Origin of the sequence: Vibrio sp. RW (genome assembly GCF_027587105.1) — a bacterium.
In the GTDB taxonomy this organism is placed as follows: Bacteria; Pseudomonadota; Gammaproteobacteria; order Enterobacterales; family Vibrionaceae; genus Vibrio; species Vibrio toranzoniae.
Genome location: NZ_JAPPTM010000001.1, coordinates 288332 through 311425, shown reverse-complemented (window position 1 = coordinate 311425; position 23094 = coordinate 288332). Strand labels below are relative to the sequence as shown.

The following is a 23094-nucleotide window of genomic DNA, read 5'->3' as shown; positions in this document are numbered from 1 at the left end:
ATGAAAAATATATTTGATGTACTCAAAGACAGCCATGAAAAGCAGCGACTCTTGATGGATGCGTTACTCCAAACTTCGGGTGACACTCAGGCTAGGCAAGAGTTTTATATCAGCCTTAAAGATGAGCTAACCAAACATGCGATTGCGGAGGAGCGTCATTTTTATGCGCCCTTGATCGAGAGTGACCAATCGATTGATATGACAAGGCACGGGATAGCTGAGCATCACGGCATTGATAAAGTACTCTCTCAACTAGATGATACGGACATGTCTTCACCCACTTGGCTTGTTTTAATGAAGACATTAAAACACAAAGTCGAACATCATTTAGAAGAAGAGGAACAGCGTTTCTTTCAAACGGCAGGACGAGTTTTAGATGCAGAACAAAAAGAAACATTGGCTCGAAAATACGAAAAAGAGATGGCTTGATTCGCGATGCACTAGGAATTAAGCACTAAAATTGTTGTTAAGTAAGATAGGGACTCATATCAGAGTCCCTTTTTGATTACTCTATAGAAAAATTATGCACAGATAAATTAAGGCGCCATTATGTTTATTGTTAAGTATTATATACTTATTGCTACTGCTTGCTTTTTTGCTGCTGTTTTTATACCACAGTTAATGCTCCGTGGAGTTTTTGCCTGGTGCGGCTTATCTATGCTAATCGTCAGTGTCGCTTATATTTTCGATATGCCGTCAATATTTAGAAAAAATAGCGATGGGAAAATCGTGTGGTGGACTCGATGGGTATTTATTCCATTTTTTCTAGGTGTTCGATTATACAATGCATGGGCTATTAAAAGAGATCAAGTTGATCCAATACAGCAAGTTGGTCAGAACTTATATGTATCACGTCGCTTATTTCCATCCGATTTATCGTTCTTAGAGTCTCAAAATATCAACTGTATTGTTGACGTTACGGCTGAATTTTCTGGTTTAGAAAGTGCAATGACGGGTGACCAATTTAACTACCTAAATACACCAGTTCTTGACCATAAAGCCCCTAAGTTACATAAGCTTAAGCATGCGATAAATTGGATTGACACTCAAATTAACCAATCGAGATCGGTTGTTGTTCATTGTGCGCTAGGTCGTGGCCGTTCAGTCTTTGTAGTTGCTGCATACCTATTAGCTAAAAACCCTTCACTCACAGTGGAGCAGGCTTTGAAAAGTATCAACGATGTTCGAAGTACGGCTCGATTAAATAACCTCCAATTAAAGGCTCTTCATGCAATCAGTGATAAAGGTTTACTTACCCTTCAGCGTACGGCTTGTCTTATTGTCAACCCTGTCGCAGGTGGCGGTAAATGGCATGCAAATGAACAACAGGTTATACGTCGACTTACTAGGAAATACAATTTAGAGATTTCTATCACCAGTCAAGATGTCTCTGCAGAAACTTTAGCTAAACAGGCCAAAGAACGAAATGCTTCTCATATTATCGTTTCCGGAGGCGATGGGACGGTTAGTGAAGTGGTAAGACAGGTTATGGATACCGACACGTTGTTAGGAATTGTACCGTTAGGGACAGCGAATGCGCTATGTCATATGCTTTATGGTTTTGCGACGAAAGTTTCCCCTGTTGAAAAAGCGTGCGAAGTGATTCTATCTGATAACTCAAAGAAAATGGATTTGGCTTTCTGCAATGAGCAACCAATATTACTGCTTCTTGGTATTGGGTTTGAAGAGCAGATGATCGATTACGCACATCGACAGCAAAAAAATGAAAATGGACAGTTCGCGTACTTGATGGGCTTCTTTAATGCTGTTGTCGCTGAAGGTAGTCAGCGTTTTAGAATGTCAGCCGATGGACAGCCGCTACAAGATGTGAGATTACAAAGTTTGGTGGTAGCGAATACTTCTCCTTTTAGTACTGTACTTGCTCAAGGTGGGCAGACTCCCAAGCCGGATGATGGGAAGTTACATATCACCTACCTGGAAAACACTACTTCACTTGGTGAACGAGTTATCGCTTTATCTGATCTATTGCTTTCTAGTTTTGGAATGAAAGAGCAAGCAAGCTACTTTAATTATTTGTCAGCGCAGCACGTTAAAATTGATTCTGACCTCCCGATTGACTACGTCATTGATGGGGAAATGTATTCGGCTGAGTCACTGGAGATCAGCATTAAAAAGCAGGCCTTAACAGTTTGCGCCCCATAAGAAGTGAATAATGGTGACTATTAAATGGTAAGTAACCATAGACCAAAAGCCTTATTAGAAGAACGCTGGGTTTGTCGCTAATGGTGGTAAGAATCCTCCATATTTGTGCGGATAATATCGCAAGAACCGAATAAAAAAGTCGTGATGTTATCCCATAAAAAAGCGTCAAGGCTCTACACTTTGACGCTTTTTTATGCAGGATGATATCAGTGATGTTTAATGTAATTCCGATAAGTTTAACTAGATTAATTTTCAACTATGCCAATTATAGGTGTTTTGCCATTTCATCATTTTCAACTTGCAATGCTGCAACCCAATAAGAAAAAAATGAGGACATATGTTGGTTGTTAAACTTCCGGATAATATTTTTTAAGTAGGAAATTAAGCTTAGGTTACTTCTGTACATATCATTATAGTCAACGATGGAAGTAGACTGTTGGCTTAAGATTGAATGATCACTATCCGTTTCGTTAACGCAGAACTTAGTGTTTACTTCTTTGATCATTGAACGTTCTATTTTTATAAATCGATTAGCAGCCCTTGATATGTTTCCATTGGTTTTTTGTTCGACTAGATCAACACATGAAAAATAATGCTCTTTCAATGTGCATAGGATCTTATCTATGCCTTTATACTGAATTACCTCAAGTGAGTCATTGTCCTTGTTAAGTAACATGTTATTACTCCTTTTATCTCAGTAGCATTCTTATACTTTTGGAACAGTTTATACTTACTACGATCGATGTATTTTGTGCAGGTAGTATTTCCTGCTCTCTTTATTTATCACTAGTAAGAGCTAGTGTTCACGCATTCTGTGTATTTGATCTCGGCAGTTTTCCATTTCATTTTTCACCTTTTGTAACTTGTTTTTCCCTTCTAAGTTAGGGGTTGTTGTTAACAGTGATTCAATGTCGGAGATGATCTTCTTCTCTACACCTTCTAAGTGCATTAAATAGAGATCTTCATTGCTTGTTCCATTTATCTCTTCTGCTTCAATGCAACGCTCTCTAGCGTTTATTGTGTAGCTAGCTGGTATCTCATCTTGCTGGTTTTTTGCGTAGTAGGTTAAAGATCTCAACTTCAATTCTGCACATTTTTTTACTGTGTATATATCGAAAAGGTTATTTTTCATCTTGTCACTTTTTATGTTTGATATTGCTCTTTCATAAATAATGTTCCCACTTTTTATTAAGCTAACGATCGATAATATGTTTTGGTTACTCATGATTCCTCATTTATTTTAATGTGTATCTTATATATGCACTTTATATGCCAGATAATGAGTTGTCATATTTGGTAATTTAGATTAGTTTTTATATGGTTTTTGTAAAAAATACATTAATAAGTGATTTTCAATGAAATTATTACACCTTCACGGTCGTGATTTAACTATTGCGGTGTTTAATACTAATAATTACGGGATTAATAAAGTTGGCATGAAGTTCGCTTATATTACTACAGCGACCAGTAATTTATATTGTTGCTGGTCTTTTTAGTCAAATAAGGAGAGATTTTATGCCAAGGTCAAATGCTAAAAGTTCAGAGTCTAAACAGCAAATTGAAGAGACTTATGAGAAGGCTGAAGAAGCTGCGGTAGAAGCAATCGGAAGTATCAAAGATACGGTTCACGAAACGCTCGAGGCTAGTTCTGAAAGTATGAAAAATACGACAGAAAAGGCTGAAAATGTAATTAAAGAGCGTCCGCTGTTAAGTGTTGGGTGTGCGTTTCTTGCTGGTTGGGCTGTGTCGAAGTTAATCAAATAGCCACATATTAACAACGCAATTGAGAGAGCACAGTTATGCAGGGAAATAGTCAAAATGATTCGTCGAACTTCGTCGATAGTAAATCGCATGATAGAGAGGCGGATGATCTTAAACGTGCAGCTTCTGAATTAAATGGACTATGGAAGGACTTAACCCTACTGCAAGCACACACAGAGCAATGGTCTAAGTCGACCTTTGAACTGTTTTTATTAGAGTTACGCAATAGTGTTACGGCTTGTAAAAAGATTTTTGTGTTCCAATTTATCTTTATTGTGTTGTTACCGATGTTTCTTCTTGGTGTCGCTGTCGGTGCTGGGGTTGTGATCTACTACTTCACTTTAAACCTGTTGGCGGGTTACGGCGCGTTCATGTTGATGCTCAGTTTTATTCTTATAAGCCTAGTGTTTTGTCATAAGTACTTAAGGCAGTTTGTCGGCTTTGAATATACCAAAGAACAATTGAAGGAGGGGTTACATGTCAGTACTCAGAAAACGACAAAGAGAAATACAGATGAAAAGGCTTGAGGGGAAAAGTAGGGCTCGTCAAGCGGCACTCTGTATCGGGCTCATTCGCCATAAAGGAAAAGAGTTTATTGAAAATCGCCCCTTATATGCATTAGGTGTAACAACACTTGGGATCGCGTTTCTTAGCCAAACGAGGCACTTTAAGTCATCTATTTTTGGCTACCAACCCGTGTCATTAATACTTGGTTTGCTCAAATAACAATAAGTATTAATTTAATCCTGGTTGGGCCCAAGTTTTTAGTTAAATATCTGATTTAGCCTTTACTCGTTACTTCTGAAATCGCAAGTCGACTACCATATAGGAATATAATGACAACAAAAAAATATGAGCTTTTGACAGCTAGCTTTATGTTCTTTGCGATCTTAATGATGTCTATTTTCACATTATATATAGCCAAGCCACTTTTGCTGCCTATCATTTGTGGCGCCTTTATTTCTTTATTATGTAGCCCATTGGTCAATTATCTAATTCGTTTCGGAATTCCTCGTGTCGTTAACGTAAGTGCAGTATTGATTGGCCTTGTCGGCTTTGTTGTGATTAGCCTAAATATGCTAAGTGAACCTGCTCAGCAATGGTGGTCGAAATTGCCGATGTTGCTTGAAAATGTATCCAATGAAGTGAGTGAAGCGGCTCAAAGTAGTAGCCTGACTGATGCGACTGGGTTGTCTATGAGTAGTACTGTGGCTAATGATGGGCTTACCAATAATACGGCTTTTTCCATCATAAAATCGGTGCTCACAACAACGCCTACTATTGTCACGCAGTTAATGGTGGCATTTCTTATGGCATATTTCATGATGAATTATGGCCGAAGAATTTATGCCAAAAGCTTATCTTTGTTTGAACGATTTTCAGACAAGCGCAAGGCTGTTGAGTTGGTTAAAGTCCTGCAAAAGGATTTGTCTCGTTATATAGGTTCGATCACCATCGTTAATGTTTGCCTAGGGCTTATTGTCGGTTGTGTTTTTTATATGATGGGACTGCAAGACCCTTTTCTTTGGGGGGCATTTGCAGGCTTGATGAATTACATCCCTTACCTTGGTCCAATGGTTTCAGTAACGTGTTTCGCATTAGTCTCATTTATACAATTTGAGTCATTCAGTTACGCCTTGACCGTTGCGGCGATTTTCTTAACCATCAACTTGATTGAGAGCCAGCTAGTGACGCCTACTTTGTTGGGAAAAAGATTTAGTCTCAACCCATTGGTTTTGTTTGTATGGCTGGTATTTTGGGGTTGGCTGTGGGGGTCAATGGGGATGCTGATAGGCGTACCGTTACTTGTTTGTGTAAATGTACTTTTTGATCAGTTAAGCCACCCAAAATCGAGTTTATATGATACTAAAATAGACAAAAGAAAGACTGGGTAACCCCCCCACACGATTAGCCTTTTTAACTTAGTCTTTAAAAATACCATGTCTTTAAAAACAGCATGTCTCTAAAGACACCATTTACATCTACTGGGCTTATTGGTTTGATCAGGGACATGCTTTTTATATGCCATTGTTCTAGAGCTTGTAACCATGTTAGTTATTTTACTTATCGGTATTTAAGTTTCGAATCAGCTTGGCAGGTGTGCCTCCATACAGGCAATCTGGCGGTATATCACTGTTGACTACGGAGTTAGCCGCGATGACTGAGCGAGCGCCAATAGTTACGCCTTGATTGATCACCGAGTTCCCGCCAACCCACACATCATCTTCGATTGTTATTGGTAAACAAAAGGTTTCCCATTTACGGCGGCTACGATAATCAAGGGAGTGTGATGGCGTATAGAATTGAGCGCTTGGTCCAATTAAAACATTATTACCGACTTTGATATTAGCACCGTCGAGCATTACCACGTTCATGTTGATGAAGGTGTCGTTACCGATCTCAATGGTTTTACCAAACTCACAATGAAAAGGAGGTTGGATTAAGCTGTTACTACCGACCTTCCCGAATAGTCGCTCTTGCAATGCGTGTTGTTGGTATGGGTCTTGGTGGTTGTTGAAGGCCATTAACGATTTTTTTGCATTGGTACGTATGATGTCAATTTTTGGGTCGGCGCCATCATACACTTGTCCAGATAGCATCTTTTCTAATTCAGTTTGAGTGTTAGTTTTGCTCATGCTTGCCCACTTTCCGAGAGTCTCGGTTTAATACCAATCGTAGTAAATAACTGGTCATCCTAGCTGGTTAAAACGCTCAATAACTGCGTTAGAAATTTTGATTGTAGAATAACTACTTATCGAAAATTTCTGCCTTGTTCTTAAGCCTTTTTCCTGCGCTATTTATGATCACTTACTTACTGTGATTGGTATAAATGACGAATACTGCAAGATTAGCGATTTTTAGACATAAAAAAAGAGAAAAGCCTCAGCCTTTCTCTTCCGGTTTTCATCACTAAACGAGATTAGGAATACAAGTTAATTAGATCTGCTCTACGAAACTCATTAGGTGCTGTTTCACTTCGTCTGAAGCAAAAGCGCTTTCTACAGAGTACTTATAGATTTCTACGTAATCTTCTTTCGTTAGGCCGAACGTTTCACACACACGTTTCACTTCGTTAGTCATGGTTGTGTTCGACACCGTTCGATTATCTGTGTTGATGGTAACAACGATGCCATCTTTCTTGAACTCAGCAATGGGGTGGTCGCTAAATTGATGAATACATTTAGTCTGAACGTTACTCGTTGGGCAGGTTTCAAGCGCTACCTGCTTATCTTTAACGATATTGTACGCATCTTCGTTGCCTTGGATGTGGACACCGTGGCCGATGCGCTCAGCGTCTAGCATAGTGACTGCGTCGTAAACGTTTTGACCATGCCATTGCTCACCAGCGTGAACTGTCACACGGTAGCCTTGTTCGATAGCGTATTGCGTGTACTCAGGGAATTCCGCACAGAAACCTGGCTTTTCGCCGCCAGCGATATCAAACGCAACAACACCTTTATCAAGGTATGGTTTACCTGCGTCGATCACATCTTTGATAGAATCTTTAGGGAACATACGAAGTACAGACATGATGTAGTTGCCCTTGATGTCATATTTCTCTTCAGCACGCTTCATGCCTTTTACTGCGCTTGCAATGATCGTATCAAGAGACAGGCCTTTGTTTACGTGCAGGATTGGTGCAAAGCGAACTTCTAGGTACTTAACGTTTTCTAGTGCAGCGTCTTCGTAAAGCTCGAAAGAGATACGCTCAATCGCCTCTTCAGTTTGCATGACTTGCAGTGGCAGGCTGAAACAAGCCAGGTACTCATCTAAGTTTTTGCAATCTTCTGGCACAGTTAGAGATTGAACAACCGCATCGCGATCTTCAGGTAGTTCGATATTGTACTGTTTTGCTAGGTCAATAATCGTATCTGGGCGAACACTTCCGTCTAGGTGGCAGTGCAGATCAATCTTCGGGAGTGCTAGAAAGTTCATGAGTATTCCTTAGGTCTATTATTTTTTTTTGAGTTATTAACTCATAGGTTACATGGACTTAAATTAACAAGTTTGTGATATGATTTAAAGTGACATAAAGTCATCATTAATCTGAATTCAAGGAATATCATGGTAGATGTTAAGAGCTTACTCAAATGTGATATGAATTTACTGCTGTGTTTACATGTGTTGATTGAAGAGCGTAGCGTGAGTAAAACAGCAGAGCGGTTGTTTCTTAGTCAGTCGGCGGTAAGTAAGCAACTAACTAAGCTACGATCCTTGTTTGATGACCCGCTGTTTGAACGTGAGTCAAAAGGTCTGTTCCCAACTCCGAAAGCGACCTCTCTGGCACCAAAAATTCATCAGATCCTTTTGCAAGTTGAACAGCTAACCGTGCCGGACATTTTTGAGCCAAAATACAGCGAGCGCACTTTTAATATCGATCTTGTTGAAACCGCTTATACCGCGATTTACCCCAAATTTATGCCTAATGCGTTGGCAGAAGCGCCGAACATCACGGTAAACAGTACAACTTGGAGTAGTGAAACCTTTAAGCGCTTACTAAAGCGTGAAGTTGATTTTGGGATTGGGATTTTTGAGCATGATGAGCGCGCGAGTACCCATATTCAGAATATCCCTTTTGAACTAAATTATGTTGAATTGCTACAAGATTACTCAGTGTGTTTAATGCGTAATGACCACCCTGTACTTCAAGAAGAGTGGAATTTACAAGCGTTTCTAAAACATCGTCATATCCAGCTTGTGACGGGTGGAGTAGGTGACTGGTTATTACTTGAAGTCTTGCAAGCCAAGCAGTTACAAATTAATAAAGCGGCGAACGTGTCGGATATCACCAGCGCAGTAAAACTGTGTAAGCAAAGTGATTTGTTGATGTGCTATCCCTATAACTCAGTACGAGATTATATCGAGAGTGGCGAGCTGGTGATGAAACCGATTCCAATAGAATTAGTACCGGGTGGTTTGTTCTTGCTGTGGCACCGTTACTTTGACTCTGAACCAAGTCACAAATGGTTGAGGGAGTTAATTGTCGATCAAACACGTTAATGGCTGAGAGTCTCATCGATGCTCAAATATGTCATTGATACTATTATTGATATTCCTATTTGGATGTTAGGCAAATTGCGTTAGTTTTGCTGTCTTACGAAAGCCAGTGGTGTTTGTCCGGTTTGCTGTTTGAAAAAAGCAATAAAAGCGCTATTGGATGAAAACTCTAATTGGTGTGCCACATCACCGACTTGTCGGCTCTCTGATAACAATTCAATTGCTTTAAACAAGCGCCACTGTTGTCGCCATTCTTGATAGGTCATGCCTGTTTCTGCTTTGAATAATCGGGTAATCGTTTTGGGGCTTGCGCCAACTGAGTTCGCTAATGTCGAGAGGGCAGGTGCAAGAAAGGAAGCGGTTCGAACTCGTTTACAAAAGCTTTTAAAGCGGCGATCTGTCGGTATCGGTAAGATGAATGAATACTGATTGGCGCTGTAAAACTCTTCCCAGAATAGGTTGGCGGTATTGGTGATTTGCTCTGGTGCAATGTTCCAATCCCAAAAGGCCATTTTATTAATCAGCGCCTTTAAAAGCTCATTCACTTCAATAATTTCAATCGCTTCTGGGCAGGTATAAATACTGCTATCGAAATAGAGCGAGCGATAGGCAACCACATTAGTCATCTGCGCTCGGTGCTTGGTATAGGGCGGGATCCACACGGCTTTGGTCGGCGGTAAAATGCAAAGGGCGTTTTCTAAGGTCAAGGTGATACAGCCTTGCGGAGCATACAGAAGTTGCCCCTTAACGTGGTGATGTATTCCCGAGTCATGTTTGCCTAGCTCTGCGGCAATGCCAATGACAGGCGCGGATAAGCTGTCTGCATCAAACTCGATAGTCTCCCTAATTAATGCCATTTGTCCCAATCTTGTTGTTTTTGGTTTTAATGTTGTTAACGAGCCAAGGTTAGTTTCCTCTAGACTTCGCGTCAAGTTCACTGGTCTTGGAAAAATGATGAAAACAAAACCTTCTTTATGGCAAATGGTGCTGCTGTTGATGTTCCCTCAAATCGCAGAAACCATCTATAGCCCGACTTTGAATTCAATATCGAAATCCTTCGATGTTAGCTACACACAAGCTGCTCAAACCCTATCGATTTACTTTTCTGCATTTGCGGTGGGTGTGGTGGTATGGGGCGTGTTAGCGGATAAATGGGGACGTCGTCCTACCATGTTATTGGGGATGGGATTATTCGCTTGTTCAGCACTCATTGCTATGCAAACCGACAGTTTCACGTGGTTGATGATAGCAAGAGCGATGGGTGCTTTTGGACTTGCAGTTGGCTCTGTCGTCACTCAAACCATGCTTCGAGATGCTTTTAGCGGAACAGAGCTAGCCAAGGTATTTGGTTACATGGGTATGGGGTTGTCGATTAGCCCAATCATCGGGTTGCTACTTGGTGGTCAATTAAGCCAAGCTGGCGGGCATCAATATGTGTTTATTGCCTTATTTATTATGGTATTAGCATTGTTGTTACATAGCTTATGGTCGCTGCCTGAAACACAACAATCTAAGCAGCCGTTGCAATTAAAATCACTCAGTCGTCACATGATCAAAGACGGCGGTATTTGGGTATCGGCACTGCTTGTTGCGTCATTCAACATTGCGTTGTTTTCGTATTATCAACTGGGTTCATTCACATTCTTACAGCTTGGATTCAGTATCGAGCAGTTTGGTTATAGCGGCGTCGTGCTTGGGTTCGGAACCTTGTTGGGAAGCTTGGTTAATAAGGCACTATTGAAACGACAAGTGTCATCTATCTCTTTGATTGGCTTAGCGGCAGGGCTTCAAACATTAGGTGCGGTGGGTGTGTATTTTTCACAACACACGATCTGGTTCTTGCTTCCGGTGATGTTGGTGGTTATGGCGTTTGGCATTGCGATCCCTAATGTATTGAGCCGTGCGTTGGTGCGTTACCAATCTCAAGCAGGAAGTGCAGGCGCACTGTTTGGTTTGATGTATTACACCTTGATTGGTTCAGGGCTCGCTTTAGCGGGAATGATTCAAGACCTAGGCGTGGTGCTGGTACTTTGTGGCGCGTTATCTGTGTTGGTGACGATACGTTGTCGACTCTAGATTTAACGGTAAGATCGTGTTGGAAGTACCCCAGAGCTAACTTTAGATAGTGTCATACATCTAATCTACGTAAGAGCGAGCAAGCTTTATTTACTCGTTTTTTTTTCTGGCGAATATCGAGGGCTTGGCCTAACAAGTTGTTGAGTAACAGACCCTATATCGGTGAAAAGTTAAGGATTCATTTATCACTGTATGGTTTATGAGTTGCCTGTGCGATAATCACCGCCGTTAACTATCCCGATCTATGTTGTATTCATCTAGGAGCCGTATTGATGTTTAAAAGGGTATTGCAGGCACTATTTTCCCCTTTCGTTACTAATCAAAGTAAGCAAAGTCATTCTTCAGAAAGTGTCTCCCAACAAGCTACCTCCCAACAAACGACCTCTGAGCAGGAAAACGTTAAAGCAGAGCAAGTCACTCCTCGCACTTCAATCTTTGTTCCGCCGTCATCTGCTCAACCATCATCATTAATTGTCGATAAAACGATAAGCCTTCACGATGGTGAGTTTCTTGATTATCTGTTTGGAGAATCACGCCTAAGAACAGAGTCTGACCCGTTTAGCGATTTTGTCGCTTGTCAGATCGAACGTTTGATTCGTTCTCCAAAAGCTTTACTCAATGAACTGCCAGTGATGCCAGCCTCGGTGACTACGTTAATGGCAGAACTACAGAGCGACGAATTTGATATCGATGCATTGCTGAAAGTGATTGAGCGAGAGCCAAGTATGGCAGCTGATGTGATCAAGTTGGCTAACAGTGCTTTCTACAAACGCAGTGAAAAACAGGTAACCGACCTAAAAACAGCATTCCTAAATATGGGTTCTCAAGGGCTAATTGAAGGAGTTGTGAATTCTTACATGAAGAACTTTACGCCGGGAAATAACATTTACTGGCGTCATTTCGGTGAGAAGATTTGGAATCACAGCGTTCAAACGGCGTCATTTTCTAAGGAGTTGATGAAAGACTCTTCATCCCAAGAAGATCAAGCGGCGGCGTACTTTGTTGGGTTGATTCGCAACCTGGGCAAGATGATCATCTTCCAAATGATGGTAGAAGCTTTTAAACATGTAGACCCTTCTGTTCCGCCTAACTCATTAGCGTTAAAGCGCCTGATGAACAGCTACTCTATTCGTCTGACTTACACCATTGCTAAGTTCTGGGAGCTGCCAGAATCTGTGTTGACCGCGATTGGTTACCAAGAGTCTAGCCGATACGAATGCACACCACTTGGCCAAGCTGTGTTTGAGGCTAACTACTTGAGTGAACTGCAATACTTATTGGAAGAAAAAATGATTACGGCCGAAATTTTTGAAACCAGATGCCAACAAATAGCGACGCCTGCCGCTAACCTCTTGGCTAATCGTTTACTGAAAGAGTCCGAGTTAGCACTTTTTGGTTAGGTGAATCTCTCTAAGAGATAAAGCAAATCGCCTCTCGAATTGAGAGGCGATGGATTTGAAGTTTGCTTAAGCAGACAAGCAGCAGACAAGCGAAGCAGGTGCGTGAAGCTAGGCTGACAAGTAGAAAGTCGATGCATCACTGAAGCGTTGCGATGTTTATTGGATCTCAGCCAGCTCTTCTACTAAACGGTCACGCTCTTCAATCTCGTCTTCAATTTTACGTTGATACTTTTTCACTTTCTGAGCCTTACCAGACTGTTTCGCTTCTTTGAGATCTTCTCGGTATTCAGCGAGATCTTCTTCACTCGATTCTATTTTTTCAGCGATTTTGTCTTTCAAGCCGTCATTGGTGCAGTTAGCTTTCGCAGCTTTCAGTGCGGTGGTCAATCGCTCGACTTTGTATTGATTGTCGTACTGTTCCGCTTTCTTTATTTGGTATTCGATCTCACAGAACTTCTTCTCACAGCCTGTGAGTGCGTCGCATTCGGTGCTTGCCATGCTGGTGAATGAAAATGCATAGAGAAACAGTATTGAGCCTTTTAGATGTCGATTCATGATTTACCTTCTAATTGGTCTATTGAATTTGAGTCGAGTTTCCACCGTAATCTATCACTCTAGTTGTGTGTTATTGGCAGAGGAGTGTTAAAGATAAGTCTTTGTGCTTAATGATTTATCTCTATCAAGGAGTGGTTCAGATATGACTAATCCATACCTTCTCGAGATCGCACCAACCGAAACCATTCACTTGTGCACCCTGTATCTTTTCTGATACCTCCAAGTTAAATGCCTCCTGTTTGATCTCAACCACAATCCCGTTTTCATCTAGCCAATGTCTAAGTTCTAACAGCCTATTCATGGCCAGAACGATGTCGGGCTCGCGTCGAATTGAAGTTATCCTTTGCTCAATCGTATTTAGCCTCTCTGTGGCTAGAGATAAGGCCTCAAAAGGGAAACGAGTAAAGAAGCTTAACCATGAGGAGAAGGTGTCGTTTTCATCAATAATGCTGCACAGCGCGATGTCTTTGGCAGCTGTATAGTGTCCATATTCGACATTGGTTTTTTGATCGCCAGATACTGATAATTGCTCGAAAAGCGCTTGGCATTCAGAGGTGTCCTCAACAGTCAACTCACGAGTAGTTTTCGACAACTTCGGGTTTTGAACCTTAAAGAAGGTTGAACCGCAATTCTGTAGATCTGAATAGCTCGCTCCACTTGCCTTGACCGTTTTCTCTGGCATTTTTACGCACACTTGGTTTTGCGCACATGCCTTAGTTTGTGACCATTCAGGATAAACCCAAAGCTCGACTCGATTGAGAATAGGTGCGCTGCGTGAATATGCGTTATTGCGGTTTAACCTCAGCATCTTGCTTGAGAAAACCTCCAACGCGAAAGCGCCTGAGCCAATTAGCTTATCTTCTGATGTGTGCTCAAATATCGAAGCCTCAGCTCTAGCCAGTAATCGAGGTAAATGCCAATCAGGCTCGCTCAGAGTAACTTTGATCACATCGCCAGTGACAGCCGACATTTCAACAATATGTTGATAGCAACGACGCCAGAGTTTGCTCTTAGTGAGTAAGGAGAGACAGCGTACTATGTCTTGGACTTCAAGCGTTCGACCGTTATGGAATTGAACACCATTACGAACTTGGAAATACCAAACGGTAGCCTCTTCATTAGGCTGCCAATGATAAGCCAAATCACCGCTCAGCCTCCCTTGTTGAATAGAGGTCAGGCGTTGGCAAATCTGCGTCACTAAGAAACGTTCAGTACGCCTTAGCACACGCTGAGGGTGGAGTGCTTCAAGTTCTCGGTGAAAGGGAATGAATGCTACGCTCTGTGTTGAATGATTGTTGCTGCTCAGAAAGGCTTGTAGCTCAGCGCCAGCGTTGCGGCCATTGAAGCTTAAGGTGTTAAATACCTGCTCAATATTGCCTGAATCTGCTTGGCTTTGGGCGTATTGGTAACACGCTTCAATCGGCTCAATAAGACACGTAAGCTGCGCCTTTTTGTTGCGTCCCGAACTGGCTTGCCACTCAATCCAGCATTGCGCTGTCATCGCTTTGAGTAAGGTTTGAACGTGACGTTCACTCACATGCAGTAACGCTGCCAATTGGCTGACTTGGCAGCGTGATACTCCAGGTCCAAAAGCCTGAAATATCTTTTCGTACAGTTCAAGCTTGCGCTTAAGGTTGCCCAATTCGAAGTCCTAAATGTTAGGTTGAGTTAAATGTTGGTAGCCAGCATCAATGAGTGCTTTCTCCATGGTATCCAGTACCTGAGCACTTACCTCTGAGCTTAGGATATCAGATTGCGTTTTTCCCTCTAGCACCAGCTGTGAGAAGTGTTCGATTTGATATTCGAACCCATTACCTTGAATTGGGTGCTCGATGATGAAGGTTTCATTCTGATATTCGACCTCGATGTAGGCTGGGTTCCACCATTTTTCTTGAATTGTAATGGTGATATTTGGGCCAGTTAATCGCGCTGCGCGTGGCAGGTTATGTACCGTTGAAGCCGATATGGTGGCGTTGATCTCGCCATAAAACTGAAAGCAGGAATCGGTATCGACATTAGAACCCTCATAAAGGCTCGACATCTCTACTTGAGGGCTGGAAGGTGTAACTCCAAGCGTGCGGCACAAATCGTAGAAAAACCACAGTCCGTAGACGCCAACATCGAGCGTTGCCCCACCTGCTAAGTTCGGGTTAAAGATAAACAAATCTGGATCATAAGCGTGATGGTTACCAAAGCTGGCTTCTATCGAATCAATCTTAACCTTGTTGTTGGCTAAGAATGACGTGAGATCACGATAAGCAGGAAACACGACAGTCTTCATCGCTTCTATCAGCATCACACCGTTTTGTTCTGCGAGGGCTTTCATCTCCAGCCAATCGCCAAGGTTGGTGAAGGCTGGCTTTTCTACCAGTACGTGTTTTTTATGACTTAGAAACAGTTCAGCTAAAGGCTTGTGATAAGGATGAACTGTGGCGATGTATACCGCTTCAACATCTGGATCTTGCGCCATGGCTTCATAAGAACCATAAGCCTTGTTGCAACCAAATTTATCAGCAAACACAGAGGCTCTTGAGTGATTTCGTGCTGACACCACGTAGAGTTCGCCATATGAGCAATGCTCGGTGAGTGCGGTCGAAAAGCGGTTAGCGATGTTACCTAATCCAGCGATGCCCCATTTGATCTTGCGTTGCGTGTTGCTCATTACTTACTCCAAATCTTTGCTTTGTAATAAGTGTACTTAGAGTTGCCCAAGACAAATAGAGAACAGATTTCTCAACCTGTTCTCTATTTTTAATTAGCTTGTTTTGTTTGTGCTGCGCTGTGCATGATTAGCTGTGTATCGAACGCTTCCAGTCTGCCAAGGCCTGTATGTGTTTTGGCCCAATACCACAACACCCACCGACAATATTCGCACCAAGTGCGTGCCAGCGTTTTGCGTAAGCTAAGTAACCTTGGCCATCCAGCTCTCGCATTTCTTGAAAAATGTCATTCGCCTCATGTTCGCTGCTGATCGGCGCAAAGTTGTTCGCGTAGACACCGATGTCTAGATCACAGCCTAACTCATCAATTACTTTCTTAGTATCGGTAATGGCTTGATCCATCACTTCAGGTACCGAGCAATTAAACATAATGCCTGTAGCATTGGACTGGCAGGCTAGTTTGATGGCGTCATTTACGCTCTCACCAGACCGAATGTGTGCAACATCGCCCTTGGTGTCTTCCAAGCTAAAGGCGTAATAACACGGTTTGTTTGATTGCTTAAGCACCGCATGAATGGACTCGAATTCTTGCAGACTACAGATGGTTTCCGCGATCCAAAGGTCGATGTTTGGATCTTGTGCATCGTAAAGGGTTTGAATGATTGGCGCTGCTTCTTCTACCTTGAACAGGTCTGGTCGGTAGCTGCCAAATGGCGGTGGAATCGCACCTGCGACTTGTACTGTGTGAGGTGCATTGTTAGCAACCGCTTTAGCCAGTTCGCCAGAAAGCGCCGCTAGCTCAAAACCTCGCTGTTCAAAGAGCGCTTCACCCAAGTGAAAAGGTACACACGCATAGCTGTTTGTGATCAGAATTTCAGCGCCTGCGTCGACAAAGTTTTGATGCGCTTGGCTGACAAATTTGGGTGCTTCAATCAGTGCTTGAGCGCTCCAAAGAGGCTGTGAGAATGGCGCGCCAATTTCTTTGAGTTCTCGGCCCATGCCGCCATCAAGTATGGTTAGTGCTTTCATATTTAATACTATCTAAACAATTGCTGAAGTTCTGACGCCACCATATCAGACAACCCAGTTAGACAGAAGTTACAAGCTATGTGTTACTGAGAACGAAATGGGTTATCAATATTTCAATCCAAACCAATTTTTTAAGCCAAACTAATGTAATACCGCATTGGATTATGATGTTGTATTAGATCAAAGGCGTGCCCCTGACGTTGTTGAGCAACTAAAAATGGGGCAAGTTTAGAGACTAGATTGAAGTAAAGTCGATACGCCAATTGTTAATGAGTCAGTATTTCGATCAAAAAAGATCTTTAAAGTATTGTTGAAATCGGTTTCATCGTATATCTTTTCTTTGGTTGAAATCGGTTTCAGAGTTGCGGTTTTTCATTTTTAACCCGAAACCAATTACTTTTTAGTGAATATTTTTCTTAGCGAGTAACAATATGAACAACGAATTTCCGAACGATTTTTTATGGGGTGGTGCGGTTGCAGCGCATCAGTTAGAAGGCGGCTGGGATGCGAATGGTAAAGGTGTGAGTGTGGTCGATGTGTTAACGGCAGGCGCTCATGGTGTTCAACGTCGAATCACCGATGGGGTGATTGATGGCGAAAACTACCCAAACCAAGTAGCGGTTGATTTCTACCATCGCTACAAAGAAGACATTAAGTTATTCGCTGAGATGGGCTTTAAGTGTTTCCGTACCAGCATTGCGTGGACGCGTATTTTCCCAAATGGCGACGAATCCGAGCCATGTGAAGCGGGTTTAGCGTTTTACGATGACTTGTTTGATGAGCTGTTGAAATATGATATTCAGCCCGTGGTGACGCTGAGTCACTTCGAAATGCCTTACCATCTAGCCAAAGAATACGGTGGCTGGATGAACCGTAAAGTGATCGACTTCTTTGTTAAGTACTCGACTATTGTGATGGAGCGTTACCAGCACAAAGTGAAGTACTGGATGACATTTAACGAGATCAATAATCAAATGAACACCTCGGCAGACATCTTTGGTTGGCTGTGCTCTGGCGTGAAGTTCCCGCAATGCGAAAAGCCGCAAGAGGCTATGTATCAAGCGGTTCACCACCAATTTGTGGCAAGTGCTTTGGTGGTTAAGAAAGGTCACGAGATCAACCCAGATCTACAAATCGGCGCAATGTGTGCGATGGTGCCTTTCTACCCTCGTTCTTCAAAGCCTGAAGACGTTATGGTGGCGCAACAAGCGATGCGTGATCGTTACTTCTTCTCGGATGTGATGGTTCGCGGTCACTACCCAATCTACGCAAAACGCAATTGGGCACTTAAAGGCTTCAATATTGAAATGCAGCCTGAAGATGAGCAGATCTTGAAAGAGGGTAAAGCGGATTACCTTGGCTTTAGTTACTACATGTCAAACACATTGGATTCGTCTTCTCACCAATCGACAGATGAAGCGATGGACGGCGGCCATGAAAACTCGGTTGATAACCCGTTCATCCAGTCGAGCGATTGGGGCTGGCCGATTGATCCAACAGGTTTACGTTTCTGTTTAGCATCTCTTTATGAGCGCTATGAAGTGCCGCTGTTCATTGTTGAAAATGGTTTTGGCGCAGTTGATACTATCGAAGAGGATGGCAGCATCAATGATGACTACCGCATTGCCTACCTTGGCGATCACATCAAAGAGATGAAAAAAGCGGTTGCGATTGATGGCGTTGACCTGATGGGTTACACCCCTTGGGGCTGTATCGATTTGGTGTCGTTCACCACTGGTGAGATGAAAAAGCGCTACGGATTCATTTACGTAGATAAGCACAACGATCAATCCGGTTCTTTGGAGCGCAAACGCAAGAAGTCGTTTGAGTGGTACAAAGGCGTGATTGCATCTAATGGTGCCACTATTTAGAATGCCTCTTGCTGCGTCGTTCTACGTAATATAAAGATAAGCGCAATATGAATTAGCATTAAATTAGTCGGCTTATGTCGGCTAATTTTTTATATGAGGAAAAGAAGCGAATGGTCACAATGCTTGATGTTGCAAACCGCGCAGGCGTATCTAAGTCGACGGTTTCTCGTGTCTTAAATGGCAAGAATATCGTGCGCCCTGATGTGGTGAAAAAGGTCTTTGATGCGATTCAAGAAACGGGCTATCGACCAAATCTGTTAGCTCAGCAATTGGCGACCAAGAAGACCAACTTCATCGGCTTTGTTATCACTAATGAGTTGTTCAACGGCCCTTACTTCTCTTCTTTGATGTATCACGCGGCTTCTTATAGCGAAAAGTCGAATTATCAGCTGGTGATCACCGATGGCAAACACAGCGCTGAAGACGAAATAAAGGCGATCAACTTCCTGCTGGATATGAAGTGCGCGGGCATCATCATCTATCCGCAATGCTTAACCGAAAGCGAGATTGCAAAGATCATCGAAAGCACTGACACACCGATTCTGGTACTCAACCGGGAAATGCCGTCGAAGCCTAATCATGCCATTACCACCGACCACTATCAGAGTGCTTGTTTGATGGTTGAACACATCATCGAGCAGGGTCATACCGATATTGCAGTGATTCGTGGTAAAGCCGGTTCTTCGACAGATGAGTTGCGTTACCAAGCCTATCAAGATGTGTTAACTAAGCAGGATATTGCATTAGATGAGTCCAAAGTTGTTCAAGGTAATTGGACGATGGAGAGCGGTTATCACGCGGCTCAGGCTCTGGTAAAAAGCAAAGTAACATTCACTGCTATCTTGTCGGAAAACGATGACATGGCGATTGGTGCGATTAAGGCGTTAACCGAACTTGGGTACTCATTACCTCAAGATGTTTCTATCGTCGGCTTTGATAACAGCAAAGTGGGTGCGTTTTTAACGCCAAGCTTAACGTCTGTGAGTGTGCCATTAGAGCAAATGACGCAAAAGGCGATCCTGCAAATTGTCGGTGAAACAGAGCAGGCGAAAGATTTGAGTACGACGGGCAGTTTAGTGATTCGCGATTCAGTTGCTCAGCGTATTTAAGCTCAATTAACAGAGAGTCGATTTCATAGTTAGCCTACAAAAAGTGATGGGCTACACATCTCTGAAATCGTGATAAAGCCTTGCTTACTCTGTTTTATTAGATGTGCGATATTGCGTTTTTTGGTCGATGTGTTGACCATTATTAGGTAAGTAATGTGAAAGAGTAGGTAAGTAACGTGAAAACAGAAAAACAAAAAATGCTGGCTGGTGAGCCTTATTTAGCATGGGACGAGCAGCTGTATGGCGAGCGAATCGAGTGCCGTAAGGTATTGCAAAAACTTAATAACAGCATTCCAGATACCGAAGAGTGGCGCACGGCGATTGATACGCTGATCCCTGATTCGGAAGGTGCCTATTTAGAACCGCCATTTCGTTGTGACTACGGCTCGAACATCAAGCTGGGCAAGAACTTTTACGCTAACTTTAATTGTGTGATTTTGGATGTAGCTGAAGTGACCATTGGCGATAATGTGCTGCTTGGTCCGAACGTTCAAATCCTGACCGCGGGCCACCCACTAGATGTGCAAGGCCGTGTTGAAGACGGCGTGGAATTTGGCACTCCGATTAACGTTGGCGATAATGTCTGGCTTGGCGGCGGTGTGATTATTTTCCCTGGCGTGAACATTGGCAAAAATAGTGTGATTGGCGCAGGCAGTGTGGTGACCAAAGACATCCCAGAGAATGTGGTTGCAGTCGGTAACCCGTGTAAAGTGCTGAAATCGTTGTGATCTTGAACCAAAGATTAACAGGCGAAGGGGATACTTTGGTGCTGTGTTGCTAACGATCGAGTAGTGATGTTTCATTTATACTGGATAATTACCTATAAATATCAGGCTTTAGCAGTAATAATTAATAAATAGACCTATTGGCTTGTTTACCGCAAAGCTAAAGGAAAAGTTTTAAGACATCATCGTGAGAGGAAGTCAGAGGCATGCCCGTTATCCAACGTATTAGTTTAACCCTACTTTTAGTGACTATCTTAGGTGGGTGTTCATCACTCCCTGAAGGCATTGATCACCCAGCAGAACCGCACACCTCTCCTGCATCCAGTTCTTTGTCAGTGTTATCGGAAGAATATCAATATGAATCCATTGATCAAGGAACGACGGCTGTTCACTTACAAGAATCGGGTTGGGATGCCTTGGCACAGCGATTAGCGTTGGTTGAAAGTGCAGAGCACACCATCGATATTCAATACTACATCTGGAACTCGGACGAATCGGGCAGTTATCTAGCCAGTCGTTTGTTAGAAGCCGCGGATCGTGGGGTAAAAGTGCGAGTGATGCTTGATGATATTAATCTCAATGAGCGCGAAGGCCTGTTGTCGGCTCTGAATGCACACCCGAATGTAGAGATCCGAATCTTTAACCCAACCCCAACACGCCGTGGCTTCAGCAAATGGTTGAGCTTTGTTGGTGACTTTTCTCGCTTAAATCGCCGCATGCATAATAAATCGTTTACCGTCGATGGCACCTTGTCTGTGGTGGGGGGGCGCAATATCGGGGATGAATACTTCGACCTTTCCGATGAAATCAACTTCCGAGATCGCGATGTGCTAGTGATGGGCTCGGTAGTAACCACTATTCAAACTAGCTTTATAGAGTATTGGAATAGCCGTTGGTCTTATCCCATCGATATGTTGGGTGATGAGATGTTGCCGGATATCTCTATTTTGATTGGCACTGAACCTCCTTCTTATCAACATTTTCCTGAGTTACCAATAGACGGTAAATCAGCGGCTAAATTATTGAAAAGTACATTGAGTCAAATGACCTGGGTCGATGCTCGTTTTGTATACGATCCACCAGTGCCTATCGACTCGGATAATACCGACTTACCGAAAGTTACGGCAGTTTTACTGGCAGATTTAGCGCGCGAGTCTAAACACGAAATCTTATTGGAATCCGCTTACCTGGTGTTTGACGACGGCCAACTTGATGAGTGGCATTCATTAAGTAACAACAATGTTGAAATAAAAGCGCTCACCAATTCAATGGCCTCGAATGATCTGGTGACCAACCACTCTGCTTACGCAGGAAGGCGTAGCGATATGCTAGAGCATGGCATTGAATTATTTGAGCTGAAGCCTGAATCTAAGTTATGTGAGACATCGACCAAAGACGCTTCTAAATGTGCACCATCAACAGCTTATGGTTTGCATGCGAAGTCGGTCGTATTTGATAAGCGCATTGCCAGTATTGGCTCATTTAACTTCAACTTGCGTTCTACCTACTTGAACACGGAATCGGTTTTGATCATCGAGAATAAAGAGGTTGCTGAAACATTAGCAGAAACCATTGAGCAAGCAATGAGCGAAGAAAACAGCTGGCGATTAGAGCTTGAAGACGGTGATGTGTATTGGTATTCAGGCGAGAAAAGTTGGGACAGCGAACCAGAAACCGGCAAGTGGGAACGAATGCAGTCAGGCTTCTTACAATTGCTACCGATTGAGAAATATCTGTAAGCTAGCCGCTTCCGGATAAACAAAAATGTCAGCGTAATATACGCTGACATTTTTGTTTGTGCTGTTGTTTGCTGCAATCGCTTAACGGCTTAACGCTTGGTCAGCTGCTTGTTGTTCAAGTAAAGCAGGATATGCGGGCGAGACTCACCAGACAGCTTTTGCGTGATCTGCTGTGACCAGCTGCTTTGCTTTTGATTGCTTGAGCGGTTTGCGTAGTAGCTCTGCATTGAATCATCGTAGCGAGCAATTTCGTCTAGGCTCAACGGTTGGTATTGGTTTTCGTGCATGACCACATGAGCTGGAAGGCGAGGTTTGATTTCAGGCTGCTGCGCTGGATGACCTAAACACATACCAAATAGCACAGCCGTGTGTTGTGGAAGTTCCAGTAGTTCATCGACTTGTTGTGCGTTGTTACGCAAGCCACCAATGTACACACCACCTAAACCAAGAGATTCCGAAGCCAGCATACAGTTTTGTGCCATGATTCCAGAATCAACAGCGCCAATCAGGGTTAGCTCAGTAAAGTCGGTTTTTACTTCTGGGTTAATCTGAGCGTGGCGTTGATAGTCGATACAGAACACCAAAAACTCAGCAGCACTTTCTACATAAGCTTGATTGCCTGCGTATTCCGCTAGCAGCTTACGCTTCTCTTTATCTGTCACTCTGACGATAGAAACAGCTTGCAGTAAGCTAGAAGATGAGGCGGCAAGGCCTGCTTGAATAATTAAGTCGAGGTGTTGTTGTTCTATTGGTTGGTCCGTATATTGGCGAATGGAGCGGTGCCCCAAAATGGTCTCAATCGTACTATTCATAGCTCTCAGACTTTCCTTGTTTTTATGATGTATTACAAATCACCATAACGACATTTGAGGTTGGGGTAAACCTCAACGCGATCATGTTTGAGCGAAAGATTGAATGTTGGATCTCTGTGGCCCTACTGACAAATAAGTATCGGTTATAGTGTTTATAAGTGGAAAATCAGAGCAGACCAACTAGGATGAATTACAT

22 protein-coding genes are annotated in these 23094 nt (G+C 42.8%); 12 read left to right on the top strand and 10 right to left on the bottom strand.

Annotation, left to right across the window (positions count from 1 at the left end; genetic code table 11):
• Positions 1 to 429 carry a hemerythrin domain-containing protein gene (locus tag OCT63_RS01320; RefSeq protein ID WP_161679541.1) on the top strand — a complete coding sequence of 143 codons (429 nt, stop codon included), beginning with the start codon at positions 1 to 3 and terminating at the stop codon, positions 427 to 429.
• Between the two features lie 120 nt (positions 430 to 549).
• Complete coding sequence (locus OCT63_RS01315) at positions 550 to 2163, top strand: diacylglycerol kinase family protein (protein ID WP_161684992.1); 1614 nt, start codon at positions 550 to 552, stop codon at positions 2161 to 2163.
• Between the two features lie 265 nt (positions 2164 to 2428).
• On the opposite strand, the gene OCT63_RS01310 is transcribed toward OCT63_RS01315, so the two are convergent.
• A complete protein-coding gene (locus OCT63_RS01310) occupies positions 2429 to 2839 on the bottom strand; it encodes a hypothetical protein (protein ID WP_161678731.1) in 411 nt (136 codons plus the stop codon).
• Positions 2840 to 2959: 120 nt separating this feature from the next.
• Positions 2960 to 3388 (bottom strand): DUF2383 domain-containing protein, encoded by a 429-nt coding sequence (locus OCT63_RS01305; protein WP_161684990.1) that lies wholly within the window; start codon positions 3386 to 3388, stop codon positions 2960 to 2962.
• 290 nt (positions 3389 to 3678) lie between these two features.
• On the opposite strand from OCT63_RS01305, the gene OCT63_RS01300 reads away from it, so the two are divergent.
• From OCT63_RS01300 to OCT63_RS01290, 3 genes are all read left to right on the top strand, one after another.
• Positions 3679 to 3927: a hypothetical protein gene (locus OCT63_RS01300; protein WP_017057779.1), complete on the top strand. Its 249-nt coding sequence runs from the start codon at positions 3679 to 3681 to the stop codon at positions 3925 to 3927.
• Between the two features lie 35 nt (positions 3928 to 3962).
• Positions 3963 to 4451, top strand: coding sequence for a hypothetical protein (locus OCT63_RS01295; RefSeq protein WP_161671843.1), 489 nt, complete (start codon positions 3963 to 3965; stop codon positions 4449 to 4451).
• Between the two features lie 309 nt (positions 4452 to 4760).
• Positions 4761 to 5819 carry an AI-2E family transporter gene (locus OCT63_RS01290; protein WP_161671842.1) on the top strand — a complete coding sequence of 353 codons (1059 nt, stop codon included), beginning with the start codon at positions 4761 to 4763 and terminating at the stop codon, positions 5817 to 5819.
• Positions 5820 to 5984: 165 nt separating this feature from the next.
• Here the strand turns inward: OCT63_RS01290 and OCT63_RS01285 are convergent, their stop codons facing one another.
• Together OCT63_RS01285 and add are read right to left on the bottom strand one after the other, a co-directional pair.
• On the bottom strand, positions 5985 to 6560 hold the full coding sequence (locus OCT63_RS01285; protein ID WP_269983046.1) for a sugar O-acetyltransferase: 576 nt from the start codon (positions 6558 to 6560) through the stop codon (positions 5985 to 5987).
• Positions 6561 to 6861: 301 nt separating this feature from the next.
• Complete coding sequence (add, locus tag OCT63_RS01280) at positions 6862 to 7860, bottom strand: adenosine deaminase (RefSeq protein WP_060469203.1); 999 nt, start codon at positions 7858 to 7860, stop codon at positions 6862 to 6864.
• Positions 7861 to 7989: 129 nt separating this feature from the next.
• On the opposite strand from add, the gene OCT63_RS01275 reads away from it, so the two are divergent.
• Complete coding sequence (locus OCT63_RS01275; RefSeq protein WP_161671840.1) at positions 7990 to 8925, top strand: LysR substrate-binding domain-containing protein; 936 nt, start codon at positions 7990 to 7992, stop codon at positions 8923 to 8925.
• Positions 8926 to 9005: 80 nt separating this feature from the next.
• On the opposite strand, the gene OCT63_RS01270 is transcribed toward OCT63_RS01275, so the two are convergent.
• Positions 9006 to 9779, bottom strand: a complete 774-nt coding sequence (locus tag OCT63_RS01270; protein ID WP_161684986.1) for an AraC family transcriptional regulator — start codon at positions 9777 to 9779, stop codon at positions 9006 to 9008.
• Positions 9780 to 9876: 97 nt separating this feature from the next.
• Here OCT63_RS01270 and OCT63_RS01265 point away from each other — a divergent pair, with 97 nt between their 5' ends.
• Both OCT63_RS01265 and OCT63_RS01260 read left to right on the top strand, forming a co-directional pair.
• Positions 9877 to 10998, top strand: a complete 1122-nt coding sequence (locus OCT63_RS01265) for a multidrug effflux MFS transporter (RefSeq protein WP_269983045.1) — start codon at positions 9877 to 9879, stop codon at positions 10996 to 10998.
• Between the two features lie 272 nt (positions 10999 to 11270).
• Positions 11271 to 12398 (top strand): HDOD domain-containing protein, encoded by a 1128-nt coding sequence (locus tag OCT63_RS01260; protein ID WP_161684982.1) that lies wholly within the window; start codon positions 11271 to 11273, stop codon positions 12396 to 12398.
• A gap of 156 nt (positions 12399 to 12554) precedes the next feature.
• On the opposite strand, the gene OCT63_RS01255 is transcribed toward OCT63_RS01260, so the two are convergent.
• The 4 genes from OCT63_RS01255 to OCT63_RS01240 form a co-directional block, all read right to left on the bottom strand.
• Positions 12555 to 12953, bottom strand: a complete 399-nt coding sequence (locus OCT63_RS01255; RefSeq protein ID WP_060469208.1) for a DUF1090 domain-containing protein — start codon at positions 12951 to 12953, stop codon at positions 12555 to 12557.
• Positions 12954 to 13089: 136 nt separating this feature from the next.
• On the bottom strand, positions 13090 to 14595 hold the full coding sequence (locus tag OCT63_RS01250) for an SgrR family transcriptional regulator (RefSeq protein ID WP_161684980.1): 1506 nt from the start codon (positions 14593 to 14595) through the stop codon (positions 13090 to 13092).
• Between the two features lie 9 nt (positions 14596 to 14604).
• Entirely contained in the window at positions 14605 to 15615 is a 1011-nt protein-coding gene (locus OCT63_RS01245) for a Gfo/Idh/MocA family protein (RefSeq protein WP_060469210.1), read from the bottom strand.
• A gap of 127 nt (positions 15616 to 15742) precedes the next feature.
• A complete protein-coding gene (locus OCT63_RS01240; RefSeq protein ID WP_269983044.1) occupies positions 15743 to 16642 on the bottom strand; it encodes a homocysteine S-methyltransferase family protein in 900 nt (299 codons plus the stop codon).
• Positions 16643 to 17073: 431 nt separating this feature from the next.
• On the opposite strand from OCT63_RS01240, the gene OCT63_RS01235 reads away from it, so the two are divergent.
• The 4 genes from OCT63_RS01235 (at position 17074) to OCT63_RS01220 (ending at position 22086) form a co-directional block, all read left to right on the top strand.
• The gene (locus OCT63_RS01235; RefSeq protein WP_161684976.1) at positions 17074 to 18513 is read left to right on the top strand and encodes a 6-phospho-beta-glucosidase; all 1440 of its coding nucleotides are present in this window, start codon (positions 17074 to 17076) and stop codon (positions 18511 to 18513) included.
• Between the two features lie 110 nt (positions 18514 to 18623).
• The gene (locus tag OCT63_RS01230) at positions 18624 to 19622 is read left to right on the top strand and encodes a LacI family DNA-binding transcriptional regulator (protein ID WP_161684974.1); all 999 of its coding nucleotides are present in this window, start codon (positions 18624 to 18626) and stop codon (positions 19620 to 19622) included.
• A 176-nt stretch (positions 19623 to 19798) separates the two neighbouring features.
• A complete protein-coding gene (locus OCT63_RS01225; protein WP_161684972.1) occupies positions 19799 to 20350 on the top strand; it encodes a sugar O-acetyltransferase in 552 nt (183 codons plus the stop codon).
• Between the two features lie 203 nt (positions 20351 to 20553).
• Entirely contained in the window at positions 20554 to 22086 is a 1533-nt protein-coding gene (locus OCT63_RS01220) for a phospholipase D family protein (protein WP_161684970.1), read from the top strand.
• 89 nt (positions 22087 to 22175) lie between these two features.
• Here the strand turns inward: OCT63_RS01220 and nfsA are convergent, their stop codons facing one another.
• Positions 22176 to 22898, bottom strand: a complete 723-nt coding sequence (nfsA, locus tag OCT63_RS01215; RefSeq protein WP_269983043.1) for an oxygen-insensitive NADPH nitroreductase — start codon at positions 22896 to 22898, stop codon at positions 22176 to 22178.
• Between the last annotated feature and the right edge of the window lie 196 nt (positions 22899 to 23094).

Bases quoted from the DNA above. Each gene is read 5' to 3' on its own strand.
- OCT63_RS01320 (WP_161679541.1), top strand. From the start codon at position 1: ATGAAAAATATATTTGATGTACTCAAAGACAGCCATGAAAAGCAGCGA.
- OCT63_RS01315 (WP_161684992.1), top strand. From the start codon at position 550: ATGTTTATTGTTAAGTATTATATACTTATTGCTACTGCTTGCTTTTTT.
- OCT63_RS01310 (WP_161678731.1), bottom strand. From the start codon at position 2,839: ATGTTACTTAACAAGGACAATGACTCACTTGAGGTAATTCAGTATAAA.
- OCT63_RS01305 (WP_161684990.1), bottom strand. From the start codon at position 3,388: ATGAGTAACCAAAACATATTATCGATCGTTAGCTTAATAAAAAGTGGG.
- OCT63_RS01300 (WP_017057779.1), top strand. From the start codon at position 3,679: ATGCCAAGGTCAAATGCTAAAAGTTCAGAGTCTAAACAGCAAATTGAA.
- OCT63_RS01295 (WP_161671843.1), top strand. From the start codon at position 3,963: ATGCAGGGAAATAGTCAAAATGATTCGTCGAACTTCGTCGATAGTAAA.
- OCT63_RS01290 (WP_161671842.1), top strand. From the start codon at position 4,761: ATGACAACAAAAAAATATGAGCTTTTGACAGCTAGCTTTATGTTCTTT.
- OCT63_RS01285 (WP_269983046.1), bottom strand. From the start codon at position 6,560: ATGAGCAAAACTAACACTCAAACTGAATTAGAAAAGATGCTATCTGGA.
- add (WP_060469203.1), bottom strand. From the start codon at position 7,860: ATGAACTTTCTAGCACTCCCGAAGATTGATCTGCACTGCCACCTAGAC.
- OCT63_RS01275 (WP_161671840.1), top strand. From the start codon at position 7,990: ATGGTAGATGTTAAGAGCTTACTCAAATGTGATATGAATTTACTGCTG.
- OCT63_RS01270 (WP_161684986.1), bottom strand. From the start codon at position 9,779: ATGGCATTAATTAGGGAGACTATCGAGTTTGATGCAGACAGCTTATCC.
- OCT63_RS01265 (WP_269983045.1), top strand. From the start codon at position 9,877: ATGAAAACAAAACCTTCTTTATGGCAAATGGTGCTGCTGTTGATGTTC.
- OCT63_RS01260 (WP_161684982.1), top strand. From the start codon at position 11,271: ATGTTTAAAAGGGTATTGCAGGCACTATTTTCCCCTTTCGTTACTAAT.
- OCT63_RS01255 (WP_060469208.1), bottom strand. From the start codon at position 12,953: ATGAATCGACATCTAAAAGGCTCAATACTGTTTCTCTATGCATTTTCA.
- OCT63_RS01245 (WP_060469210.1), bottom strand. From the start codon at position 15,615: ATGAGCAACACGCAACGCAAGATCAAATGGGGCATCGCTGGATTAGGT.
- OCT63_RS01240 (WP_269983044.1), bottom strand. From the start codon at position 16,642: ATGAAAGCACTAACCATACTTGATGGCGGCATGGGCCGAGAACTCAAA.
- OCT63_RS01235 (WP_161684976.1), top strand. From the start codon at position 17,074: ATGAACAACGAATTTCCGAACGATTTTTTATGGGGTGGTGCGGTTGCA.
- OCT63_RS01230 (WP_161684974.1), top strand. From the start codon at position 18,624: ATGGTCACAATGCTTGATGTTGCAAACCGCGCAGGCGTATCTAAGTCG.
- OCT63_RS01220 (WP_161684970.1), top strand. From the start codon at position 20,554: ATGCCCGTTATCCAACGTATTAGTTTAACCCTACTTTTAGTGACTATC.
- nfsA (WP_269983043.1), bottom strand. From the start codon at position 22,898: ATGAATAGTACGATTGAGACCATTTTGGGGCACCGCTCCATTCGCCAA.